The sequence below is a fragment of the Bradyrhizobium sp. th-b2 genome, assembly GCF_000426785.1.
Classification (GTDB): domain Bacteria; phylum Pseudomonadota; class Alphaproteobacteria; order Rhizobiales; family Xanthobacteraceae; genus Bradyrhizobium; species Bradyrhizobium septentrionale.
In genome coordinates this window covers 1-21,163 of sequence record NZ_AUGA01000012.1, presented here as the reverse complement: position 1 = coordinate 21,163, position 21,163 = coordinate 1, and the positions used below count along the sequence as shown (strand labels likewise).

22 protein-coding genes, 1 tRNA gene and 1 pseudogene are annotated in these 21,163 nt (G+C 64.7%); 12 read left to right on the top strand and 12 right to left on the bottom strand.

Going from position 1 to position 21,163, the window contains the following annotated elements; genetic code table 11:
• The first annotated feature begins 97 nt into the window (after positions 1 to 97).
• The 3 genes from K359_RS0116265 to K359_RS0116255 are packed head-to-tail and all read left to right on the top strand — an operon-like array spanning position 98 to position 2,643.
• Entirely contained in the window at positions 98 to 1,243 is a 1,146-nt protein-coding gene (locus tag K359_RS0116265; RefSeq protein ID WP_156928527.1) for a DUF898 family protein, read from the top strand.
• A gap of 4 nt (positions 1,244 to 1,247) precedes the next feature.
• The gene (locus tag K359_RS0116260; RefSeq protein ID WP_029080292.1) at positions 1,248 to 2,366 is read left to right on the top strand and encodes a M48 family metallopeptidase; all 1,119 of its coding nucleotides are present in this window, start codon (positions 1,248 to 1,250) and stop codon (positions 2,364 to 2,366) included.
• Between the two features lie 31 nt (positions 2,367 to 2,397).
• Positions 2,398 to 2,643 (top strand): hypothetical protein, encoded by a 246-nt coding sequence (locus K359_RS0116255; RefSeq protein WP_029080291.1) that lies wholly within the window; start codon positions 2,398 to 2,400, stop codon positions 2,641 to 2,643.
• A 14-nt stretch (positions 2,644 to 2,657) separates the two neighbouring features.
• On the opposite strand, the gene K359_RS0116250 is transcribed toward K359_RS0116255, so the two are convergent.
• Positions 2,658 to 3,806, bottom strand: a complete 1,149-nt coding sequence (locus K359_RS0116250; RefSeq protein ID WP_029080290.1) for an ABC transporter substrate-binding protein — start codon at positions 3,804 to 3,806, stop codon at positions 2,658 to 2,660.
• Positions 3,807 to 4,215: 409 nt separating this feature from the next.
• Between K359_RS0116250 and K359_RS0116245 the strand changes: the two genes are divergently transcribed.
• Positions 4,216 to 4,428 (top strand): hypothetical protein, encoded by a 213-nt coding sequence (locus K359_RS0116245; protein WP_029080289.1) that lies wholly within the window; start codon positions 4,216 to 4,218, stop codon positions 4,426 to 4,428.
• Positions 4,429 to 4,514: 86 nt separating this feature from the next.
• On the opposite strand, the gene K359_RS0116240 is transcribed toward K359_RS0116245, so the two are convergent.
• On the bottom strand, positions 4,515 to 5,639 hold the full coding sequence (locus tag K359_RS0116240) for a calcium-binding protein (RefSeq protein ID WP_029080288.1): 1,125 nt from the start codon (positions 5,637 to 5,639) through the stop codon (positions 4,515 to 4,517).
• 401 nt (positions 5,640 to 6,040) lie between these two features.
• Here K359_RS0116240 and K359_RS64415 point away from each other — a divergent pair, with 401 nt between their 5' ends.
• Complete coding sequence (locus K359_RS64415) at positions 6,041 to 6,499, top strand: hypothetical protein (RefSeq protein ID WP_245284628.1); 459 nt, start codon at positions 6,041 to 6,043, stop codon at positions 6,497 to 6,499.
• Positions 6,500 to 7,069: 570 nt separating this feature from the next.
• Here K359_RS64415 and K359_RS52150 read toward each other — a convergent pair.
• From K359_RS52150 to K359_RS0116210, 4 genes are all read right to left on the bottom strand, one after another.
• On the bottom strand, positions 7,070 to 8,065 hold the full coding sequence (locus K359_RS52150; RefSeq protein ID WP_035976675.1) for a LysR family transcriptional regulator: 996 nt from the start codon (positions 8,063 to 8,065) through the stop codon (positions 7,070 to 7,072).
• Positions 8,066 to 8,151: 86 nt separating this feature from the next.
• A complete protein-coding gene (locus tag K359_RS0116225; protein WP_029080286.1) occupies positions 8,152 to 9,180 on the bottom strand; it encodes a MerR family transcriptional regulator in 1,029 nt (342 codons plus the stop codon).
• 986 nt (positions 9,181 to 10,166) lie between these two features.
• Positions 10,167 to 10,967 (bottom strand): DUF2927 domain-containing protein, encoded by an 801-nt coding sequence (locus tag K359_RS0116215; protein WP_029080285.1) that lies wholly within the window; start codon positions 10,965 to 10,967, stop codon positions 10,167 to 10,169.
• Positions 10,968 to 11,074: 107 nt separating this feature from the next.
• A complete protein-coding gene (locus K359_RS0116210; RefSeq protein ID WP_029080284.1) occupies positions 11,075 to 11,644 on the bottom strand; it encodes a L,D-transpeptidase in 570 nt (189 codons plus the stop codon).
• A 225-nt stretch (positions 11,645 to 11,869) separates the two neighbouring features.
• Here K359_RS0116210 and K359_RS52145 point away from each other — a divergent pair.
• A pseudogene (locus K359_RS52145) lies at positions 11,870 to 13,418 on the top strand (acetolactate synthase large subunit).
• A 73-nt stretch (positions 13,419 to 13,491) separates the two neighbouring features.
• The gene (locus K359_RS0116200; RefSeq protein WP_029080283.1) at positions 13,492 to 14,028 is read left to right on the top strand and encodes a hypothetical protein; all 537 of its coding nucleotides are present in this window, start codon (positions 13,492 to 13,494) and stop codon (positions 14,026 to 14,028) included.
• A gap of 372 nt (positions 14,029 to 14,400) precedes the next feature.
• Here the strand turns inward: K359_RS0116200 and K359_RS0116195 are convergent, their stop codons facing one another.
• On the bottom strand, positions 14,401 to 14,622 hold the full coding sequence (locus K359_RS0116195) for a hypothetical protein (RefSeq protein ID WP_029080282.1): 222 nt from the start codon (positions 14,620 to 14,622) through the stop codon (positions 14,401 to 14,403).
• A 185-nt stretch (positions 14,623 to 14,807) separates the two neighbouring features.
• Here K359_RS0116195 and K359_RS65790 point away from each other — a divergent pair, with 185 nt between their 5' ends.
• Positions 14,808 to 14,933 (top strand): hypothetical protein, encoded by a 126-nt coding sequence (locus K359_RS65790; protein ID WP_256375157.1) that lies wholly within the window; start codon positions 14,808 to 14,810, stop codon positions 14,931 to 14,933.
• Positions 14,934 to 15,013: 80 nt separating this feature from the next.
• Here the strand turns inward: K359_RS65790 and K359_RS52135 are convergent, their stop codons facing one another.
• The gene (locus tag K359_RS52135; RefSeq protein WP_245284627.1) at positions 15,014 to 15,430 is read right to left on the bottom strand and encodes a DUF4118 domain-containing protein; all 417 of its coding nucleotides are present in this window, start codon (positions 15,428 to 15,430) and stop codon (positions 15,014 to 15,016) included.
• Between the two features lie 118 nt (positions 15,431 to 15,548).
• Here K359_RS52135 and K359_RS0116180 point away from each other — a divergent pair, with 118 nt between their 5' ends.
• Positions 15,549 to 15,845: a hypothetical protein gene (locus K359_RS0116180; RefSeq protein ID WP_156928523.1), complete on the top strand. Its 297-nt coding sequence runs from the start codon at positions 15,549 to 15,551 to the stop codon at positions 15,843 to 15,845.
• 68 nt (positions 15,846 to 15,913) lie between these two features.
• Here K359_RS0116180 and K359_RS0116175 read toward each other — a convergent pair.
• The 3 genes from K359_RS0116175 to K359_RS0116165 all read right to left on the bottom strand — a co-directional run bounded on the left by K359_RS0116175 (position 15,914) and on the right by K359_RS0116165 (position 18,187).
• Positions 15,914 to 15,988: transfer RNA gene (locus K359_RS0116175), tRNA-Val, on the bottom strand.
• 157 nt (positions 15,989 to 16,145) lie between these two features.
• Positions 16,146 to 17,441 carry a hypothetical protein gene (locus K359_RS0116170; protein WP_029080280.1) on the bottom strand — a complete coding sequence of 432 codons (1,296 nt, stop codon included), beginning with the start codon at positions 17,439 to 17,441 and terminating at the stop codon, positions 16,146 to 16,148.
• A gap of 140 nt (positions 17,442 to 17,581) precedes the next feature.
• Positions 17,582 to 18,187 carry a DUF1134 domain-containing protein gene (locus tag K359_RS0116165; protein WP_029080279.1) on the bottom strand — a complete coding sequence of 202 codons (606 nt, stop codon included), beginning with the start codon at positions 18,185 to 18,187 and terminating at the stop codon, positions 17,582 to 17,584.
• 153 nt (positions 18,188 to 18,340) lie between these two features.
• Between K359_RS0116165 and K359_RS0116160 the strand changes: the two genes are divergently transcribed.
• Entirely contained in the window at positions 18,341 to 18,805 is a 465-nt protein-coding gene (locus K359_RS0116160; RefSeq protein WP_029080278.1) for a YHS domain-containing (seleno)protein, read from the top strand.
• Here K359_RS0116160 and cysQ read toward each other — a convergent pair whose 3' ends face one another.
• A complete protein-coding gene (cysQ, locus tag K359_RS0116155) occupies positions 18,806 to 19,633 on the bottom strand; it encodes a 3'(2'),5'-bisphosphate nucleotidase CysQ (protein WP_029080277.1) in 828 nt (275 codons plus the stop codon). It abuts the gene before it with no gap.
• A gap of 263 nt (positions 19,634 to 19,896) precedes the next feature.
• Between cysQ and chpT the strand changes: the two genes are divergently transcribed.
• Positions 19,897 to 20,544, top strand: coding sequence for a histidine phosphotransferase ChpT (gene chpT / locus K359_RS0116145; protein WP_029080276.1), 648 nt, complete (start codon positions 19,897 to 19,899; stop codon positions 20,542 to 20,544).
• Between the two features lie 191 nt (positions 20,545 to 20,735).
• Positions 20,736 to 21,163 (top strand): Hpt domain-containing protein (locus K359_RS52130; protein WP_029084326.1); only part of this gene is annotated, 428 nt, incomplete at its 3' end.

Genomic DNA, 21,163 nt, shown 5'->3' with positions numbered 1-21,163 from the left:
CTCGACCTTGTGTGAAACCTGGATCACACTCGCAGCGACAAACCTGTGGTTTTGATACGCATAGATTGTCCCGTCCTGGAGCTATCCCGTGAACGACATGAGCTGGACCCCGCTGGGGCCGCCGAAGCCGCCGCCGGTCCCGCCGCCGATGCCGGTGGGGTTTTCAGGGAAGCGGCGGGAGTTCTTCCGCCTGGTCGCGCGCGGCGCCGGGCTCGAGTTCGTCACGGTCGGCTTCTACCGGTTCTGGCTCACCACCGACATCCGCCGCCACCTCTGGTCGAACACTCAGATCGACGGCGACGCGCCGGAATATACCGGCCGCGGCAAGGAGCTGCTGATCGGTTTCCTGATCGCGCTCGCGATCCTGGTGCCGATCTATCTCGGCTACTTCCTGATCGGCATCGAGGCGGAGCATCTGAAGGCCTTCGCCTCGCTGCCGCTGGTCGCGTTCTTCTACCTGTTCGGCCAGTTCGCGATTTATCGCGCGCGGCGTTACCGGTTGACCCGCACGGTGTGGCGCGGCGTCCGCTTCTGGATGAGCGGCTCGGGCTGGATCTATGCGCTGAAAGCCTCGCTATGGGGCCTGCTGGTCGTGATCACGCTCGGCCTCGCGCTGCCATGGCGCGAGGCGGCGCTCGAACGCTACAAGATGCGGCATTCTTTTTACGGCGATCTGCAGGGCTCCTTCGAAGGTCGCGGTTGGGATTTCTTCAAGCAGGGCTGGTGGCTCTGGCTGCTGACGCCGTTCGCGTTGTACATGACGATCTTCGCGCCGTTCATCTATGCCGCGTTCAAGGCGATCGAGTGGCGCTGGTGGCTGTCGGGCATCCGCTTCGGCGGGGTCAGGCTGGAATCCACCATGCGCCGCAGCGCGCTGATCGGCCTGTACTGGAAGGTGATCGGCTGGGCAATGCTGCTCGGCACGCTGTTCTTTGCCTATCTCGTGCTGTGTACCTTGCTGGTCGCCAGCATGGACGGCTCCTCGATCGAGACCTTCTTCAAGACCGAGGCGTTCGCCAAGAGCATTCCGCTGATCACTCTCGCCGGCGTCGGCTATCTTGCCTTCGTGCTGGCGATGAATGTGGTGATGCGCGTCTATCTGATGCGCGATCTCTGGGTCCGGGTGCTGTCGTCGACCATCGTGCACAACATCGAGGCTGCGGCCAACGTCACCGCGCGCGGCGAGCTCGCCAATGCGCTCGGCGAAGGCTTTGCCGACGGCCTCGACGTCGCGGGCTTCTAGCGACATGGAGACCGGTTCCGGCCAAACCAACCCCGCGGCGACGCCTGCACAAGGCGGCGTCTTCTTCGACGGCGCATCGAGCCGGAGGCGTCTGGTCGCGCTCAAACTGTCCGATGCGCTGGAGATCAGGGAGGACGGCGAGCTGCTCGCGCGCTGGGGCTATGCCGACATCCGCCGCGCCGACAGCCCGTCCGGCCTGTTGCGGCTGAGCTGCCTCACCGCACCACAGCTGGCGCGGCTCGAAATCCGCGACGCGCAGCTGATCGCGGCGGTCGTCGCGCGCTGCGACACGCTCGAGGAGGGGCTGCCGAACCGCAAGGGCGTCGCCGCGATCGTCGGCTGGTCGCTCGCGGCCGCGGTGTCGATCGTGCTGGTGGTGCTGTTCGGCGTGCCGCTCGCCGCCGACCGGCTGACGCCCCTGGTGCCTGACTCTTTCGAACGCCGCCTCGGCGATGTCGCGGAGGCGCAGGTCAAGGTACTGTTCGACGGCAAGCCGTGCAGCGACGCGGCCGGACAAGCGGCATTCGAGAAGCTCGTCGGCAAATTGCGGGAGACCGCAGGCCTCGACAATTCGGTGCAGTCGGGCGTGCTGGCGACCTCGGTGCCGAACGCCTTCGCGCTGCCGGGCGGCAAGGTTTTTCTGTTCAAGGGGCTGCTGGAGAAGGCCGAGAACCCGGACGAGATCGCCGGCGTTTTGGCGCATGAGCTCGGCCATCTCCGCCATCGCGACAGCATGCGCGAGCTGATCCACAATGGCGGCACCTCGTTCCTGATCGGGCTGCTGTTCGGCGACGTCACCGGCTCCGGCGCGCTGATCTTCGCCTCGCGCTCGCTGGTGACGTCATCCTATTCGCGCGACGCCGAAACCAATGCCGACACCTTTGCGATCGAGACCATGCACCGGCTCGGCCGTGCCGCGAAGCCGATGGGCGAATTGATGTTCCGCGTCACCGGCAAGGAAGGCGGCAAGGGAATTTCGATCGTCTCCAGCCATCCGCTGACCGAGGACCGCCTCGCGCGCATGAGCAAGGCGGACGCCGCCAGTCCGGCGACCGGCCGGCCGCTGCTGTCGGGCGCCGAATGGCAGGCGCTCAAGGGCATCTGCGGACCGGGCAAGGTGTGAAGGGTTTCTTGTCGTTTGCTGGAGCACTCTCATGCAGCATGACAGCGACTACTGGTTTCCCGCCAAGCGGTATGGCTGGGGCTGGGGACCGCCGGTCTCCTGGCAAGGCTGGGCGGTCGTCGCAGGCTTCGTGATTCTGATCGCTGTCGGGGCGGCGATGATCCTTCCGCACACCCGCCCCGGCTTCGTCGGCTATGTTGCGGTGCTGAGCGTCCTGCTCACCGGCGTGTGCTGGTGGAAGGGCGAGCCGCCGCGATGGCGATGGGGCGGCGACTAGCCAATTTCGCGCGCCTACTTCACCAGCCGGAACTTGCCGCCCTCGACCTTGATCAGGAACGCCGACCGCTCGTCATAGCCATTGTGGTTGGTCGGGCTCATGGTCGAGAGGCCGTTGTTCAGATAGACGTCCTTGCCGCGCTCCAGCTCGTCGCGCAGCGCGGCGCGGAATTCCGGCGTGCCCGGTTTCGCCGATTTCAGCGCGTTGGCCGCCGCCCGCTTGAACAGTGTGACGGCGTCCCACAGATGCGCGCCAAAGATGTTCGGCTTCTGCCCGTTGACCTTCTCGTAGGACGACACGAACTCGTCGCGCACCTGGCGGAACGGATCGTTCGCCGGCAGGTCGTCGGCGATCGTGAAGGCCTCGCCGGTGAAGACCGCGCCGTCGACATTGGCGCCGCCGAGCTTGATGAATTCCTCCGACGCGACGCCGTGGGTCTGGAAGATCTTGCCGGCATAGCCGCGGCTGCGCAGCGCCTCCTGCGGCAGCACGGCGGGCGTGCCGGCGGAAGCGATGAACACCGCCTCCGGATTGGTCGCGATCACCTTCAGCGCCTGGCCCATCGCGCTGGTGTCGGCGCGCGCGTAGACCTCATGGGTCGTGACGGTGAGGCCGAGCGTCGGCGCAAGCTTCGACACCTCCTTGTAGTAACCTTCGCCATAGCCGTCCGACACGCCGATATAGCCGAGCGTCTTGATGCCGGACTTCGCGATGTATTTCAGGATCGCCGCCGCCATCAGATCGTCATTGGGCACCACCTTGAACGCCCAGCGGCGGCGGTCGTCCATCGGCTGCACGATCGCGGTCGCCGCCGCGAGCGAGATGATCGGCGTCTTGGATTCCACGGCGACGTCGAGCATCGGCATGGTCACCGGCGTCAGCGAGGAGCCGATCAGGATGTCGACGCCGTCCTGGATGACGAGACGCCGCGCATTCTGCGTGCCCTTGGTCGGATCGGACTCGTCGTCGAGCGCGATATAGGTTACCTTCTCGCCGCCGATCTCCTTCGGCAGCGCGGCGATGGTGCGCATCTGCGGCTGGCCGAGCGCCGAGCCCGGTCCTGATGCGGACACCACGACGCCGACCTTGATGTCCGCATGTGCGTCCGGCGCCATCAGGATCGCGCCCGCGAGTACCCAGAGTCCGGCCATGGCCAGCTTCATTGCAAATCCTCCCAGCAAGTTCTTCTTATGCGCGGCCGATGATAGCCGACCGGCATCCGGTTCCGCATCATATTGATTCCGCCCGATACGTCTGTCCCCCTGATTGGGGACATCCGGGCACGGCATCAGCGGGGCCGGTGGCAAGCGTCGGGGTCACCGATCGCTCGTGAACTTCACGTTTACCATTTCCTTAAAGGCCGCGCGAACCAGTTTCCCTAATCGGGCGGCAACGACCTGCTGCTATTGAAAGAGGGGAAAAGGGAGTACGAGCGATGTCCAGCATTGTTCGGATCCTCGTCTTGATCGCATCTGCGTATGCGGGATCCGTGTTGACGGAAATTCAGTTTGACGGCGCGGTCGCCGCAAACGGTCCAAGTCTTGGCAGTTCAAGTCCTGGCAGCTTACGTCCATGATCGCGCACCATCCGCTCGCATCCGAGCACGCGCGCGCCATCTGCGAAGAGATCGGCTGGAGACTGCGCCATGCGCTGCGCGGCGATTACGCCGATTTGCCGCCAAGGCTGCGCAAGCTCGTGGACCAGCTCGCCCAGCAGGAGTGCGACGCACCGTCGCTGGTGCCTGCGATGGACGACATGACGAGACCGCTGGTCGTTGCCGCCTAAGCTTATGACCTGCGGACGGTGCTTGCGACGTCGGCACAAGGCGCGCGGATAAGGTACCGCTTGGCGCGCCTCGCGGCGAATCCGCATCAGCTCACGATGGAGAAATTTGCCGCCGTGACCGTGCCTGCCGAAGCGCCATTCAGCCACACCGCGGTGTCGGCATCGACCTGAACCACGAAATAAGCCCCGTTCTGATATGAATGCGACAGAACGTCGGCGAAGGATGTGAAACCGGACCCGTTCAATTGCACGACGTCCAGGCTCGGCGTCCAGTCCTGCACGACCTGCACTCCGGGCACGTCGTTGACAACGAAGGTGTCGTTGCCCAATCCGGTGCCCGGCCCGCCGCCATCGCCTCCAAAATAGTAGTTCACGCCGGTGCCGCCATCGAAATAGTCGTTGCCGGCGCCGCCGATTAGGACATCGACACCATCGCTGCCAAACATCACGTCGTTGCCGGCGCCGCCGTACAGATAGTCGTTGCCGCCATAGCCGTACTCGACATCATCTCCGGCGTCGCCGATCATGATGTCCTTGACGAATGATCCGACGAACACATCGTTGCCGTCACCGCCATATGCCGTTCCGCCACCGGACGACATGTACAGGTAATCGTTGCCGCCACCGCCCTCCAGCAGATCCACTCCTGCGTCACCGACAAGGGTGTCCGCGGCTGCGCCGCCGAGAATGGTGTCGTTACCGGCCCCTCCGTACATGTAGTCGCCATACAGCCCATATGGCCCGCTGACGAACAGAAGATCCGCGCCCTCTCCCCCGTAGAAGACGTCCTGGCCGCCGGCATAATTCACGGTTGTGACCAGCTCGAGTGTGTCGTTGCCGTCGCCCCCATAAAGGTACGAGCCCGCAGTCGTGTTTAGTCCGTCAATGGCCTGGACGTAATCGTTGCCTGCGCCACCATCTGCATAGGCAGACCCGTGCTCCGAGGGCGACGCCCCGATGTTTAGCAAGGTATCATTGCCGTCACCCCCGTAGGCCCTGGCGGTCGACGAGATTTGGTCATTGCCGTTCCCGCCATAGGCGGTGGCTGTTAACCCGGAAAGCGTGTCATTTCCCTCGCCGCCATAGATAACCGGATGGGAAATCGGTCCGTAGACCGCCGTCAGGCTGTCGTTGCCATCAAGCCCATAATAGACGTCGTCGGAAGATGACGAATATGTATCGTCACTGTTGGTCCCAACGTAAGTGGTCATAAGTATCCTCCAAAGCAATTCAAAATACGCTTGCGGCGAGCTATCGCAGGTTGACCGCTTCGAGCATCACTCCAAGTATTCCACCCGCCAAAGCCCGAATGGGCTACGACTTTCGGGATCTCGTCAAGGTTGGTGACGGTCCCACGGCAAAATGTCAGTGGTGCTGCGCCCACATTCCGAAGCCAAATCGGCCCATATAAACATTTGGAAACAGGATGGATGTTTCAATTCTGTGGCCAGGAGTGCGTTCGGTCAATCACGCGAGTGCAGCAGGGTATCGTTGATCGATCGGACCTTCACGTAGAGAACGTGCACGGCAAATCAAACACGATGGTAGTTGAATGTGTGCTACCCTGCATCCCGGGATGGAATTGCCGTCCCGTTTTTTGGAGAACACGGCTATGAAACGCTCGTCGCTCTTCGTCACCAATTTCGCTGTCGCTCTGTTGTCGATCGCGCCGCTAATGTGCGTATCAAGCGGCCCGGCGTGGTCGCAACCCACGCCGGCCCCGGACAGCGCCATCGACCCGCTTCCCAACATTTCGGTCGAGGCGCCGAGGCATGTCGGCACGCAACACAGGCCGACGCAACGCGCGGCGGCCCGCAGCACCTCATCTCCGCATACAGCTTCGACCTCGGTGTTTTGCATCGGCGGTTGCATGACGAGCATGAAGTCAGGTGACCGCCCCTGGGTCGGATGCTCCTGGTCTGCCGGCGCGTCTGCCTACACCGGGTGCCGGAACATCGGGCCCGGCGGCATCCCCTTCAAGAGCTATACTCAGTGCACGGAAACCGGATTGAATAACGGTTGGAGAAGCGGTGAAGTCTCTGCGTATTGCACCAGCCTGGCTTTGAAATAGCGAGCACGACGACACATCAGACGTGTCCGAATGTCCGAGGCCGGGCAGGGCCTATGCGGAAATCGCGGCGCCGCAGACTTGCGACGCTTTCCGGTCCCCTGGCAGACGGGCTGCAACTGCAAAGGAGATGCTTCGTTGAGACGCGCTTTGATCATCCTCGGCATATTGTTCGGCGGTTCGATCGTTGTGATCGGTGCCGGGAAAGTTCTCTTCGCTACCAACTGACGCGGGTGGACGCCTATCCAGCCTTCATGAAGAAGGATCTTGCAATGGGCCGTAGCTCTTACGACGAGACGAAGCGCGCCTTCTCTCAATTCGTGAAGAATGCATTTCCGGTTGGCTCCGACGCGAGAGCCGCAATTGCCCAGATCACCGGAGGTGGCTTTCGGGTTGAAAAGTCGGATAGACCGAACTCGGTCGCACTTCTATGGAATCGCCATGCGGGCCCGTGCAGCGAGCGATACGCCATTACGATCGAGCAGTCGGCAGATGGAAAGGTCGCAGACGTGGCAGGACAGCTCTATCCGGTTTGTCTCTAGTCGTCCGGCCTCGATCGTGGCCCGCGCGCCGCTACACGTTCTTCGCGACCTTCCGCGTTCGCGTCGGTCCGGCGCCGGCGATCGCCGGTTTGATATTCCACACCGCGCGCACGCTGGCGAAGGCGTGGGCGATCACCGGCTCCTGGCGGCGCGCGGCGAGGCAGGCGAAAGAGAGATCGCAGGTGAGCTTCACTTTGTCGACGACCACGAACTGATGCGGGCGCGCCATCCGCGGCGCCAGCACGCTGTCGCGCGCGAGGCTGAGGCAGAGGCCGGATTCGACGAAGTCGATCATCGCCTCTTCCTGATCGGTGTAGCCGATGCGCTTCGGCAACGGGCCGAGCGGGCGGAAGATGTCGTCGAGCAGACGGCGGTGGCCGGAATGCGGCGGTGTCGCGAGCCAGGGCAGCTCGGCGAGTTCGGCCCAGCCCTTGCCCATCACCCGCTCCCGCCAGGCGATCGGCGCGATCACCCGGTAGTCGTAGCTGAGCAGCGGCGCCAGCTGGTAGCGGCCGTCGGTGATGGTCCGTTCAGTGAAGCTGTGATGGGCGAGCTGCTCCGGCGGCGTGGCGTCGACATAGTAGCCGACGTCGAGCTCGCCCCGGCCGACTTGTGCCAGCACGTCGTCGCTGACGCCATGGCGCAGGAATACTTCGGTGCGTTGCGAGGACATCGCAAGGCTGCGCACGAACGGTCCAAGCCGGGTGAATTCGGGATCGAGGATGGTGCCGACGCGCAAGGTGCCGCGCTGCGCCTCGTTCAGCGAGTCCGCCGTCGCCTTGAAGTCGGATGCCGCCGCCACCGCCCGGTGCGCCAGCGGCAGCAGCGCGGCGCCGGCCTCGGTCAGCGTAAAACCGCCCGGCGTGCGGTTGAACAGCTGCAGCCCGGTGCTTTCCTCCAGCGCCTTCAGTTGCAGGCTGACCGCGGGCTGGGTCAGTTTCAGCATCGATGCCGCGCGCGACACGGTGCCCTCACGGGCAACCGTGATGAAGCAACGCAAGGCCTGGGTACGGGGGAGGTCGGTCATTGAGTGGGCTTATAGCACACTTTTTCGCCGCGCATCGACCGGCATCGTGCACTATTATATTATCAGAATACAACCAAGACGAGAAATCAGGCCGGCCGCCACGCGATCATGCCTTCAGTCCGCGCGCGCACCTGCGGCGAGGCGAGGCAGGTCGCGACCGCTTCATAGCCCACCGCGCCGGGCACCGGCGTGACGCAGACCGGCACGCTGTGATTGGCGGGGCACAGGATGATCGCTTCGTCGTCGCCGACCGCGTCGAGATCCAGGATCGCGCTGGAGCGCGTCAGGAAGAACAGCGGCTGCGCCTGCGGTCCGCGACGGCGCAGCTGCGCGATCACCGCTTCCTGGCTTGCCGCATCGAGCCCGTGCTCGAGCATGTCGATCACGGGGATCGCGTCGCCGTCGGCCTCGAGCTCTGCGAGCAGCGTGGTCAATGCCGGTGTCTCCACGGCGCCGTCAGCGAGATGAGCGGCAAGGCTTGCATCGACCCTGGCCTTGTGGGCGGGATCGGCATCGAGACGCGCGCGAACGGCCGCGCCGCCATCGGCTGCGCGGTCCAGGCCGACGAAGCTGGCGTTGGGCAGTGCTTCCGCAAGCCGCTGAGCGAGGCGCGTCTTGCCGCTGCCGAGCGGGCCGACGATGTAGTTCAGCGGCTTGACGTCGCGCAGCTCGAAGCGTTCACCGCCCCAGGGCCACGGCAGATCGAACGCGACGGCGATCGCCGGTCGCGCCCTGACTGCGCCGATGATTTCGCGCGCCGCAGGCATCTTGCCGCCGCCGAGGTCGGCGCGCAGCGCCCGCACCCTGGCGATGCTGTCGCCGCATTGTCGGACCCGCGCTTCGAGCGTGGCTTCGTGCGCAGCCAGCACGCGGTCGAGCACGGCGGCATCGCCGCTCAGGACCCGCGCCAGTTCGCCGATGCCGAGGCCGAGCGCACGCAGCGCGACGATCTCGGCACCGCGCGCCATCTCGGCCGGACCATAGGCGCGCCATCCCGCTGGCGTGCGGGAAGGCGCGATCAGGCCGCGCTCCTCGTACAGCCGCAGTGCCTTGGCCGAGATGCCGAGCTGCCTCGCAGCTTCGGACGGACTGAGAAAACGGGCGGCAGCATTCATCGAATCACGCATCGTCTGACCGCGTCTCTTATGGAGGCGGCTGCAGGGGCAAGGTCAAGCGGGGAGGGTGGTGATCCTCATGCGGGTGACCAGTGAGGAGAGCACATAGCTCAGGCTCCCTCTCCCTTGCGGGAGAGGGTGGGGAGGGGGGCCCCGGGCGAGATGATCGATGAGCGCATCGCTCTCGCAACTTGTTCGCTTGTCGCCGTCGCAGAAACGAAAGAGTACGTCGTGTGGCACCCCTCTCCCTAAGGGGAGAGGGAACCCTTCCGCCGGTGTGTCCCTCACACGCCAATCACTGAGTTGCCCGACGGCGCAAGCCCCCATGGCAAAAATATTTCTATTTATCAGAATGCCCAACTCAGTGTATGGTTCGCCCGTCTCACCCGATCGAGGGGCGCTTCGCGATCGTCACGAACGAGGTGTGGGATGCGGTGGACGCTGACGTCACGACGGACGAAGCGTGATTGAGGCGGACAGCGAAGTCGTGTGGTCCTGACGCCCTGACGCCCTAGCGGCCGGTGTCCCCTTGTAAGACGCAATTGCGTCTTGCGAAGGCGGTGACAAACAAGCCCAGTCTCGCCGGGGAGAGCACGAAGTAAGCCGTAACCCATCGCGCAGGGAAAGCCGGATTGCTCCGGTTACACCTGTGGTCCTACCCCCGAGCTTTCTACCCTTGCTCGGGGCCCATGGGTGCGATCGGCACCTGGCTTTCCCTGCGCCCTCTGCGAGAGAGGGCGGAACGAAGAGCAAACCTCGGACAAATCATGTCGCGAGAACGCAGAAGTTTGACTCGCAAGCGGCACCACACACTCAGTGTCGTCCCGGCGCAGGCCGGGACCCATAACCACAAATGCCGATTGTCATGCACTGCTGGAACGACGAGTCCCGTCAGCCACATCTGCTGCGGCGTATGGGTCCCGGCCTGCGCCGGGACGACAGCGGCGTGCGTGACGGCATCGCTTGCCTGATCTCGCCGCCACCCCTCACTCCAGATGGTTCACCTTCGCCACCCAGGCGCGGATGTCGGTGAGCACGTCGGGCAGCACGGCCTTGACCTCCTGCACGGTCATGCCGGGCTTGATGCGGGGGTCGTAGAGCAAATTGAGCAGATATTGGTCGTAGACGTCGAAATAGCCCATCGAGACGCTGTCGTTGAACATGGTCCACGGCACGGTCGCGGTATCGTTGATCGGGCCGAGCGACTGCAGCAGCTCCTCATAGGCGCAGTCGAGGAAGACGAAATCGCCGTTGTCGACGGTCAGGATCACGTCGGAATGCTCGATCTCGTAGTTCTCGTTCTTGCGGAAGCCGGACAGGCACTGCGGATCGAGCGAGGAGCGGATTTCCTTGGCGCGGTCCTGGCCGTAGAAGGTCGCGATGGTGCGGTAGAGCTCGCGGTCGCGCACCAGCTTGACCACGACATTGGCGGCGTCGCTGCTCTCGGTCATCGCGATGTCGAGATGTTGCACCTTGGCTCGGATGTCGGCGACGACCTTGGCGAGCTGGGCCTTGCGATCGGCGCGGCTGCCGTCGGCGAACACGCGCACCGGGCTGTCGTATTTGCGGATGCGATCGACCCGTCCGGCGAGATGATATTCGGCACCGAATGCGGTCTTCAGAAAACCCTCGACGATCTCGGCGTCGGTGAAGAGCTTCTTCTCGCTACGCTGGCGCACGACAACGGCCGGCACCTCGGCGCCGGCCGCGGGCACGGTGGCGTCAGTGAGGCAAGCGGCGAGCGCTGCGGCGAGAACGAGCAGGATCGAAGGGCGGTGCTGGGGCATTCTGACGACGCTGCCGCAATGCTTGCGGCAGCGCAAGGCGGGATCAAGGCGGCGGGATCAGCGATCCTGCCGGACGGTGGCGCCTAGTTCCGGTGAAATCGACGCGATCAGTTCTTCACCACGACGGTGGTGCCGACCGAGACCCGATCATAGAGGTCCTTGACGTCGTCATTTGTCATGCGGAAGCAGCCCGACGAGACCGCCTGGCCGATCGTCTCCGGCTCGTTCGAGCCGTGGATCCGGTACAGCGTCGAGCCGAGATACATCGCGCGCGCGCCGAGCGGATTCTCGATCCCGCCGTTCATGTGACGCGGCAGATCGGGGCGGCGGCGCAGCATATCCCTGGGCGGCGTCCAGGACGGCCATTCCTTCTTCGCGGAGATGCGGTGGACGCCGCCCCAGCGGAAGCCGTCGCGGCCGACGCCGATGCCGTAGCGCAGCGCCTGGCCGTTGCCCTGCACCAGATAGAGCCGGCGCTCGGCGGTGTTCACCACGATGGTGCCGGGGGCATAGTTGGTCGGGTAGTTGACGGTGGTGCGCGGGATCGGGCTCGCGCCGTTGCCGAAGAAGCTCGGGGGCTCGGACTGGTAGCCGCGGGAATCGAACAACTGGGCCTGGGCCTGGCCGGCACCTGCCAGGATCGTGAGCGCGGCAAACATCAAGGCAATCGGGCGCATCGTCATCGTCCTCGCGAACAATCAAATATGCAGCCAGAAAGGCCACAACCGCCGGCGTTTCGCAAGCGACGAAGCCGTGACACCAGCCATTTTCCGACGACACGGTTTAAAAAGGCAACAGATCGGAAGCGATACCTGCATTGTCCGGCCAAGCCTTTGACGAAGCGGATGAAGAATGGTTGATCTGGATCAACCTCAAGAAACATCTCTGGCGGGAGCGGGATCATGAACGGTGCGGAAAGTCTGGTGCGGACATTGGTTGCGGGCGGCGTGGACGTCTGCTTCACCAATCCGGGCACCTCGGAGATGCATTTCGTCGCGGCGCTGGACAAGGTCCCGGGCATGCGCTGCGTGCTCGGTCTGTTTGAAGGCGTGGTGACCGGTGCGGCCGACGGTTATTTCCGCATGAAGGGAACGCCGGCCTCGACGCTGCTGCATCTCGGGCCCGGCCTCGCCAACGGCCTTGCCAATCTGCACAACGCCAAGAAGGCCCATTCCGGCATCGTCAATATCGTCGGCCAGCACGCAACCTACCACATCGGCTACAACGCGCCGCTGACCTCTGACATCGAGGGCCTGGCGCGGCCGACGTCGTCCTGGGTGCGCACGTCGCCGGATGCCAAGTCGGTTGCAGGCGATGGTGCGGCTGCGATCGCCGCGGCCAGGAGCGCGCCGCCGCAGATCGCAACCCTGATCCTGCCGGCCGACACCGCCTGGAACGAGGCCGACGGCATCGCCGAAGTGCCTGTCGACACCCAGCGTCCGAGCTACTCGCCGCAGGCGGTCGAGCGTGCCGCGAAGATCCTGCACGGCGATGCCGCGCACACGCTGCTGCTGGTCACCGGCAGCGCGCTGACCGAACAGGGGCTGGCGCTCGCCGAGCGCATCGCCGGCAAGACCGGCTGCACCGTGATGGGCCAGACCTATCATCCGCGCATGGCGCGCGGCCGCGGCCGCTTCTCGATCAACCGCATCCCCTATGTGATCGAGCTGGCGCTGCCGATCCTGAAGAATTTCCGTCACATCGTGCTGGTCGAGGCCAACGATCCCGTCGCGTTCTTCGCCTATCCGAACAAGCCGAGCATGCTGAAGGCGGAAGGCTGCGAGGTGCATCGCATGACCGCCTGGGGCGAGAATTCGGTCGCAGCCCTCGAGGCGCTCGCGGGCGCGCTGCATGCCACGGTGCACGACGTCAGGCCGCAGCAATTGGAGGAACTGGACCAAGCCGACCGGCGCGCTCAACCACGCCTCGATCGCGCAGGCGATTGCGTGTGCGATCCCCGAGAACGCCATCATGGTCGATGAATCGGTCACCACCGGCCGCGGCTTCTTCCCGCCGACGGCGGCCTCAGCGCCGCATGACTGGCTGCAGAACATGGGCGGCTCGATCGGCTTCTCGACGCCGGTCGCAACCGGCGCCGCGGTCGCCTGTCCGGACCGCAAGGTGATCTGCATGGTCGGCGACGGTTCGGCGATGTACACGATCCAGTCGCTGTGGACGCAGGCGCGCGAAGGGCTCAACGTCGTGACCATCGTGTTCGCCAACCGCATCTACCAGATCCTCCGTGGCGAGTTCGACGGCGTCGGCGCCGGCGAGCCGGGCAAGCGGGCGCAGGATATGCTCAAGATCGATCGCCCGACGCTCGACTTCGTCGCGCTCGCCAGGGGCATGGGCGTGCCGGGCAGGGCGGTGACGACTGCCGACGAGTTCAACAAGGCGCTGGCGGAAGCCGTCGCCGAGCCGGGGCCGCGGCTGATCGAAGTGCAGATGTAGACACACGCTTTAGAAGGCCGCGGCGGCGGCCCGCGATGAAGCTCATCGCGCATTAGTCCAGTCGGAGGCGCCAATGCAGACCGAGCTGAACAAGGTGATCGCCGCCGTTGAGGAGTTTTATGCGCAGGAGACGTTCCTGCTGGAGCGCGATCTCGGCGAGCGAACGCTTACTCACCGGCTGGCCGTCTATGTCGAGCGGCAGTTTTCCGGCTGGCAGGTCGATTGCAACTACGACCGGCTCGGCGAGCGCACGCTGCGGCTGCCGCGCGGCTCGACGATCTCGACCGATGACCATCTCGGCAAGTCGATCTACCCCGATATCGTCGTGCATCAGCGCGATATCCCGAACAATCTGCTGGCCATCGAGCTGCGCAAGGACGGCAATCACCAGCCCGTCGAGCACGATCAGCGCAAGCTGCAGGCGCTGACCGATCCGAATGTCTGGTTCGCCTACGCGATCGGCGTACTGCTGATCGTGGGAAAGGACGGGGTGAGCCTGTCCGAGGTCTATGCCGGCGGCGTCATCGACAGCACCGTATCGCGCTGGTTTGCCGAGCGGCTGGATGCGGGCGGGCTTGCGGGCAAGCATGACAATGGCGTTCAGCACTAAGTTGATGGATGAATCTTCTCTCCGCATTGTCCGTGATAGCCCGTTTGGATCATGCGTGGCCGGTGCATGCGGGGCAGAACAGAAGGCGCGGGAGGTGGAGCAATTACTGGGGCTGGTGGTCAATTTCAGAACGATCCGATGGCGGTGCGGATTACCGGCTTCGCAACTCTTTCGCTCCCCCTCCCGCACTTGACTTCACGGGCTCAGCTCTCGCTCCCCAAACCGGCGGCGCAGCCGATTGCGACGTGACGGGTCGAGACAGCCCGCGAACCGAGACAGAAAAGGCCGCCCCCTCGGGCGGCCTTTTCCGTGATCGCTGAGATCGCCAAGAGATCGCAAAGCGCGATTGTTTCTGTGGGCGATTGCTTCTGTCTATTGCTTGGCCGCGTCGTCGCCGGTCTTTTCCCCAGTCTTGGCGCTCGACTTCTTTGCGGCTTTCTTCGCCTTCTTCTTCGGCGCCATCTTGGACGCCTCGCCCTTGGCCGCGGTGTCGCCGCTTGCGGCGGGGGCCGGGCTCGTGCCCGCCTTGTCCTGCGCGAGTGCGGCGGACGAGACGAAGGCAAGCGCCGTGGCGGCGAGGATCAGTGTTCGCATCGGATGGTTCTCCCAAGTTGGTTTCCAGCGCCCCTCAACGGGACAGAATGTCGCGGGTTCCGCGACGCGGATCAGCAGTCCGTGAGCAGCGCGTGAACGGCGCAACCCTCGTGCAGGCCACGGAACCGGGAACCTCGAGCTGCGTTATGTCGTTAGGCAGGAGTTCCGAGGAGACGCGCCATGCGTTGGCGATCGATGACGGAAACCACCGGCACCATGCTCGATACTGCCCCTTCTACGCGGTGGGCTGGACGGTCAGCGGCGTGGCGACCCTGGCGACCATCGTTGCGGTCTGGATGTTCGGGATCTAAAGGCGACGGTCCTTGCCGACCAGCGCTTGCCGGCACCGGCAAGCGGCATTGGCATGCGTCGGCGACTTACTTCCGCAGGATCACCAGCGCTTCCCGGTAGATTGCGAGAAGCAAACCAGCAGCGCGCTCGACAGCAGGAACATCGCGAGACTGTCATAGTCTTCAGGGGTGGGCCAGCCGAAGTCGAAATAGGGCGGCATGAACGCCCACCAGACGATCGGAACCGTGATGATCGTCGCAAAGGCGCCGGCCGGTGCGCCGCCCATCAGGCCCGCGATCAGGATCGCCGGCACGAAGCCTGCGAAATAGAACTGCATGCCGAAGCTCGCGAACATCTCCTGGGTCGCAGTGGCCAGCACTACGGCCAGCAGGGCGACCACGAACGTCGACAACGACCACGGCCGCAGCTTCAGAAGGTAGTCATTGCCCTTGCGCATCGAGACGCCGGCCTCCGCGAGTTCCGGGAAGGTAGCCGAGGAGGCTCGCGAATAAAACACCGTAGGACTCCGTGGGGGCGGCGTTCTGTTCGATACCGTGAAAAGGAACCGGCCCGGTCAAGCCCCTGCCGCATTGTCGCGCTTATTGCATTGCGGCAAGGTGATTGGGGACAGCACGATGCTGGAGCTTCTGATTGTCGTTCTCGTCGCCGGGATCGGGTTCGCATCGGGATATGGCGTCCGCGAGTTGATCTCGCGCCGCCGGCGCCGGTCACCGCCGCGCGTTCACGCGCCAAAGGCGCGGGCCGCCAATGACGACATTTCCGCCCGCGGCCGGTATCGGCCGACCGGCACACAACAAGCCGATCACGCCACCTCGCCCGACGAACTCGACGGCGCCGTTCGCGACCTGCTCGGCGAACTCAGCCGGCGCACCGTCAAGCCGTCATCGGCCCCGCACCGCCGCCGGCAATGAGGGGGGATGCCGGGCGAACGGCGGTCAGACCACCGCTGCGCTGATCGATCTGCTGAAGGAAGAGGAAATGGTGGACGCACAAGGGATCGAACCTTGGACCTCTCCCGTGTGAAGGGAACGCTCTCCCGCTGAGCTATGCGTCCGGGATGTGACGTGCCAAAGGCCGCTGGTCGGCGGCCGGTCGATAGAGGCGCTTCGTCAGAGCGTGCGATTTACGAAGTGCCGGGTAGGGGTGTCAAGCCAAGACCTTCAGGAGACCTCAAGGAATCAAGGCCTGCAGGACATCAAACCCTGCGGGGATCAGGCGCCCTGCTGGCGGGCGCGGGAGGCGTGTGACTGCAGCGCCCGAATGCGTTCGGCGAGCGTCCCGCCGCCTTCGGGCATCGCGCTGCCAGGCGAGACGCCATTGGCGGCACCGTTGGCGGGCTTGGCGGTCGCCTTGGCCGGCACGGTCGGCTCGGCCGCCAGCATGGCCTCGATCGCCGAGTTCGGTCCTTCGAGCTGGATCGCGAGCTTGGCTACTTCGGCGGCGATGTCGTTGATGCGCTCGCGCAGCAGCGCGTTCTCCATCCGCTCGGTCGCCCAGGAGCTTTCGGCCTGCTGCTGGATCGCGTTGATGTCGCGCTGCAGCTTGCTGCGTTCGTCGCGGGCGATGCGCAGCTGCTCCTCGGCCGCCGCCTTCTCCTGCCGCAGCTTCTCGAGCGCGGATGATTTGCCGCCGCCTGCCGCCGCGATCGCCTCGCGCAGCTCCTGCACCGTCCGCTCGGCGGCGGCGTTGGCCTGCTTGAGCTGGCCGTTCTCGAATTCACGCTCGGCAAGCAGCTTGCCCTGGGTCGCGAGCCGCGACTCGAGGTCGGTGACGCGGTTGCCGAGCATCTCGGCTTCCTTGACCTGGACGATCAGCTGGCGATCGAGATCGGTGACGCGCTGGCTCAGATTCTCGACCCGGCCGCGCGCATCGGTGAGATCGCGCGTCGCGGTTTCGGACTGGCTGCGCTCCTGGGCGAGGCGTGCCTCGGTCGCCGCGAACTCCCTGGCGGCATCGCCGACCCGGTTCTTCAACTCCTCGACCTGGGTCCGCACCGCGACCAGTTCGATCTGGCGGCTGTCGGCGGTCATGGAGCGGTCGTTGAGCGCGGCGTTGATCTTGCCGAGCTCGCTCTGCTTGTCGGTCAGCGCCTGCTCGGCATTGCGCAGCAGCTCGGTCTTGGCGGTGAACTCTTCCTCGGTGGCGCGAAGCTGCTCCTTCATCGCCTTCTCGCGTGCCTCCAGCGCGAAGATCGCGGCATTCTTCTCGCCCAGCTCGATCTTCATGCGATTGATCGCGTCGGTCTTCTTGCCGATCTCGGCGAGCTGGCTCGTGGTCTTGCTCTTGAGCTGATCGACGCTCATCTCGAGCCGGCGGGCCGACATCGCGAACTCGGCGCGGAGCTGGTCCTTGTCGGCCTGGATCTCGGCCATCGACAGCGGGGTGGCCGCCTCCATGCGGCGCGTGGTCAGCCGCACCGCCCGGTTATGCACCAGGGGCACGATCATCAGGCCGCACAGCATCGAGATCAGGAAACCGATCGCCGCGTACATGATCGGCTCGATCATGAAGGGTCACTCCAAGAAAGAAGGAAATTGTTAATCACAATGCCACGGCAGGCCGGCCGAAGGCCAGCCCGTTTGCCGCGTTAACCTGAATCGCTAACCGTGCCGGAGCGCCGGCGTCATCACCCGATCAGGGCTGCGACCTAGAACGGGTTCCAGGTCGCGCGCGGGGTGTATTTGAGATAGCCGACGCTGGCGCCGAGCCGTAGGCCGATGCCCGAGCGAATCGGGACCAGCACGATGTTGTTGGCGGTCAGCGCCGTCATGCCGAAGCCGCCGACGATATAGGCCGAGCCGTCGATGCCGACGAAGCGCTGATAGATAGCCTGCGTCGAGGGCAGGTTGTAGACCAGCGTCATGGTCCGCGCGCCGTCGCCGCCCCAGTCGAAGCCGACCGAGGGACCTTGCCAGTAGACCCGGAGGTCGCCGGCGTTCTTGGTGTAGAGCGTGCCTTCGCCATAGCGCAGCCCGGCCACGAAAGCGCCGGAGCCTTCCTCGCCGAGCACATAGCCGTTGGGCAGACCCCATTGGCTGACCGCGCGCTCGATGACCGAGGCCAGCCCGCGCGAGACATTGCCGAAGAACTTGTGTCCGGCGCCGACCAGCTCGTCGGGCCCGTAAGTATACGGGGTCGGCTCACGCTGCGGCGGCGGATATTGCGGCGGCGGCCCCTGCTGTGCCGATGCCCCCGCGCTCCAGCACATCAGCGCGGCGAACGCGACCGCGGCAAGGCGTGATGCGAAACTCATAAAGAACCCCTGCTATCGAATTCCGGGCGTTGCCCTTTAACCTGATGCCAACAGGCACGGCTCTAGGTTGCGTCCAGTGTCCCCTCGACTCGGATGTTATCGGTATCAACTATGACGGTACAACGGCAGGAAAGATATGGATCGTGCCGGGGGATGGCGTTTTTCGGCCTGTTGGCGGGCATTTTGGCGGCTATCTGGCCGCCACTGCCTGTTGGGGCCACCACGACCGAGCGCGTGGTGACGAACCGCTACTCGGGATTGGCGATCGAGGGATTCGATCCCGTCGCCTATTTCACCGACTCCGCTGCGACCCAGGGGCGGCCCGAATTCGAGGCCGCCACAAGCGGCGTCGTCTGGCGCTTCCGCAACGAGGGCAACCGCGCCTCGTTCGTGGCGCATCCCGAAATCTATGGACCGCAGTTCGGCGGCTATGATCCGACCGACCTGGTGCGGGGCGTGACCTGTGCGGGCAATCCGCGATTCTGGGCGGTGGTCGGGAATCGGCTCTATCTGTTCAACCGGGAACGCAGCCGCGATGCCTTCGCCGCCGATCCCGCGCACTTCCTGAACGAAGCCGCGGCGCGCTGGCCGGAGCTGGCAGAAAATCTCGCGCAGTGATCACGACGCTGCGGTCGGGTCGCCCCAGGCAATGAATTCCGGCACCAGAAAGTCCTCGCGGCCCAGCCCGAAATGCAGTGGGCCTCCGTTCGCATCGGTCACCTTGCCGCCGGCGGCAACGACGACCGCGTGACCGGCCGCCACGTCCCATTCGGATGTGGGCGAGAGGCGGGGATAGATGTCGACCTGACCTTCGGCGACACGGCCGAACTTGACGGCCGAGCCCAGCACGGCGCGGACCGCCTCGCCGCGTTCGTCGATGAAGGCTTCGGTGCGCGCATCGCCATGTGAGCGGCTGACCGCAACCGTCCAGGGCGCGCCGCGCGGCGGGCAGAGACGGGTCTTGATCGGCACGGCTTGCGCAACCGCGCCGTTCTGCAGCGTCAACCGCTCGGCGCCCTTGCCGACGATGCCGCGCCAGATCAGGCCGAGCGCGGGCGCGCCGACGATGCCAAGCAGCGGCACGCCGTGCGTGACCAGCGCCACATTGACGGTGAATTCATTGCGGCCGGCGACGAACTCCTTGGTGCCGTCGAGCGGATCGATCAGGAAGAAACTGTCCTTGTAGGGCGGCGTCGCCAGATGGACGCGCTCCTCCGACAGCAGCGACACGTGCGGCGCCAGCCGCGTCAGCCCCTCGACGATGATATGATCGGCGGCGAGATCGGCCTCGGTCACCGGCGAGCCGTCACTCTTGCCGGTGACATTCATCGCGGAACGGTTGACCGCAAGGATAGCCTCGCCGGCCCGGATCGCCAGCTCGGTCAGCGATTCGAGCAGCTTGGCGGCGGCCTCGCAGCCGATCACGGGCGGCTGTGCCTTATTCATGGGCGGATCTCATATCCTGCTTGTCTTCCCCAGAGATCGTGATGCGATGACACGGCCTCGCATCATGATCTCATCTCCTTGTTTGAGCATGGTCTTTTCGGAAAACCGGTTTCCACTTTGCGTGAACGCGGCGGTTCCGGTCCGGATCATGCTTTATCAGTCCCGCCGCAAGCTGGCAGCATCCGTCTGCGCGGTGTATCAAGCCGACAGGCATGCGTGATTCGCACTCCTCCCGCGGCGTGCGGCTTTCCAGGAAACAATCGATGTCTGGCACTTCGTCTCCCGGTCCCGCTCCCGATGCGCTCGAACTCGCGGCGCTGCTGTGCTCGCGGGTCTGTCACGATCTCATCAGTCCGGTCGGCGCGATCGTCAATGGGCTTGAGGTCCTTGACGACAATCCCAAGCCCGAAGACCGCGATTTCGCGCTCGATCTCATTCGCAAGAGCGCCAAGACCGCGTCGGCCCGGTTGCAGTTCTGCCGGCTGGCGTTCGGCGCGGCCGGTTCCGCCGGCGCGCAGATTGATCTTGGCGATGCCCAGAATATGGCGAAGGGGCACATCGAGGACGGCAAGGTGACGCTGACCTGGAATTTGCCGCGGCTGCTGTTGCCGAAGAATCGGGTCAAGCTGCTGCTGAACATGCTGGTCATCGCGCAGCAGACGATCCCGCGCGGCGGCACGCTGATCATCGATCCGGTCGGCGACGGCGAGGCGATGAGCTTCCGCATCACGGCCGCGGGCCTCAATGCGCGCGTGCCGCAAAACATCGTCGATCTCCTGAATGCGACGTCGTCGAACACGGTCGATGCGCATGCGGTGCAGCCGCATTACACGCGCCTGCTCGCGGACGCCTGCGGGCTGAAAGTGACGCTCGCGCTGGACGGCGACAAGGTCATTATCGCAGCGTCCTGAACGCGGCCACGGGAACATCATTAATCAAAGGTTACGACGGGCCGCGCGATTCGATCGCGCGGCCTTATCTCTTTGTTGATCCCGTTCTTTTCCATTTGCTCAACCAAACTTAAACGCTTTGCGGAGAAGCTGGCCCGGTTCCGTCAGGCGCGTCGATGTCGCGCGCCGCTGCGTTTTCGAAGGTTGGTTTCATGGACGATCTGTTGCGCGAGTTCCTGACGGAGAGCAGCGAGAGCCTGGATACGGTCGACAACCAGCTGGTGCAGTTCGAGCAGGACCCGAACAACGCGAAGATCCTGGATAACATTTTCCGCCTGGTGCACACGATCAAGGGCACCTGCGGCTTCCTCGGGCTGCCGCGGCTGGAGGCGTTGGCGCATGCCGGCGAGACCTTGATGGGCAAATTCCGCGACGGCATGCCGGTGAAGGCGGAAGCCGTGACGCTGATCCTGTCCTCGATCGACCGCATCAAGGAGATTTTGGCTGGGCTGGAGGCCACCGAGGCCGAGCCTGAAGGCAACGACCGCGATTTGATCGATCAATTGGAAGCGATGGTCGAGCGCGGCATGGCCGCGATGGTGGCTGCTGAAGAAGACGTGCCGGTTGTTGAGGCCCCGTC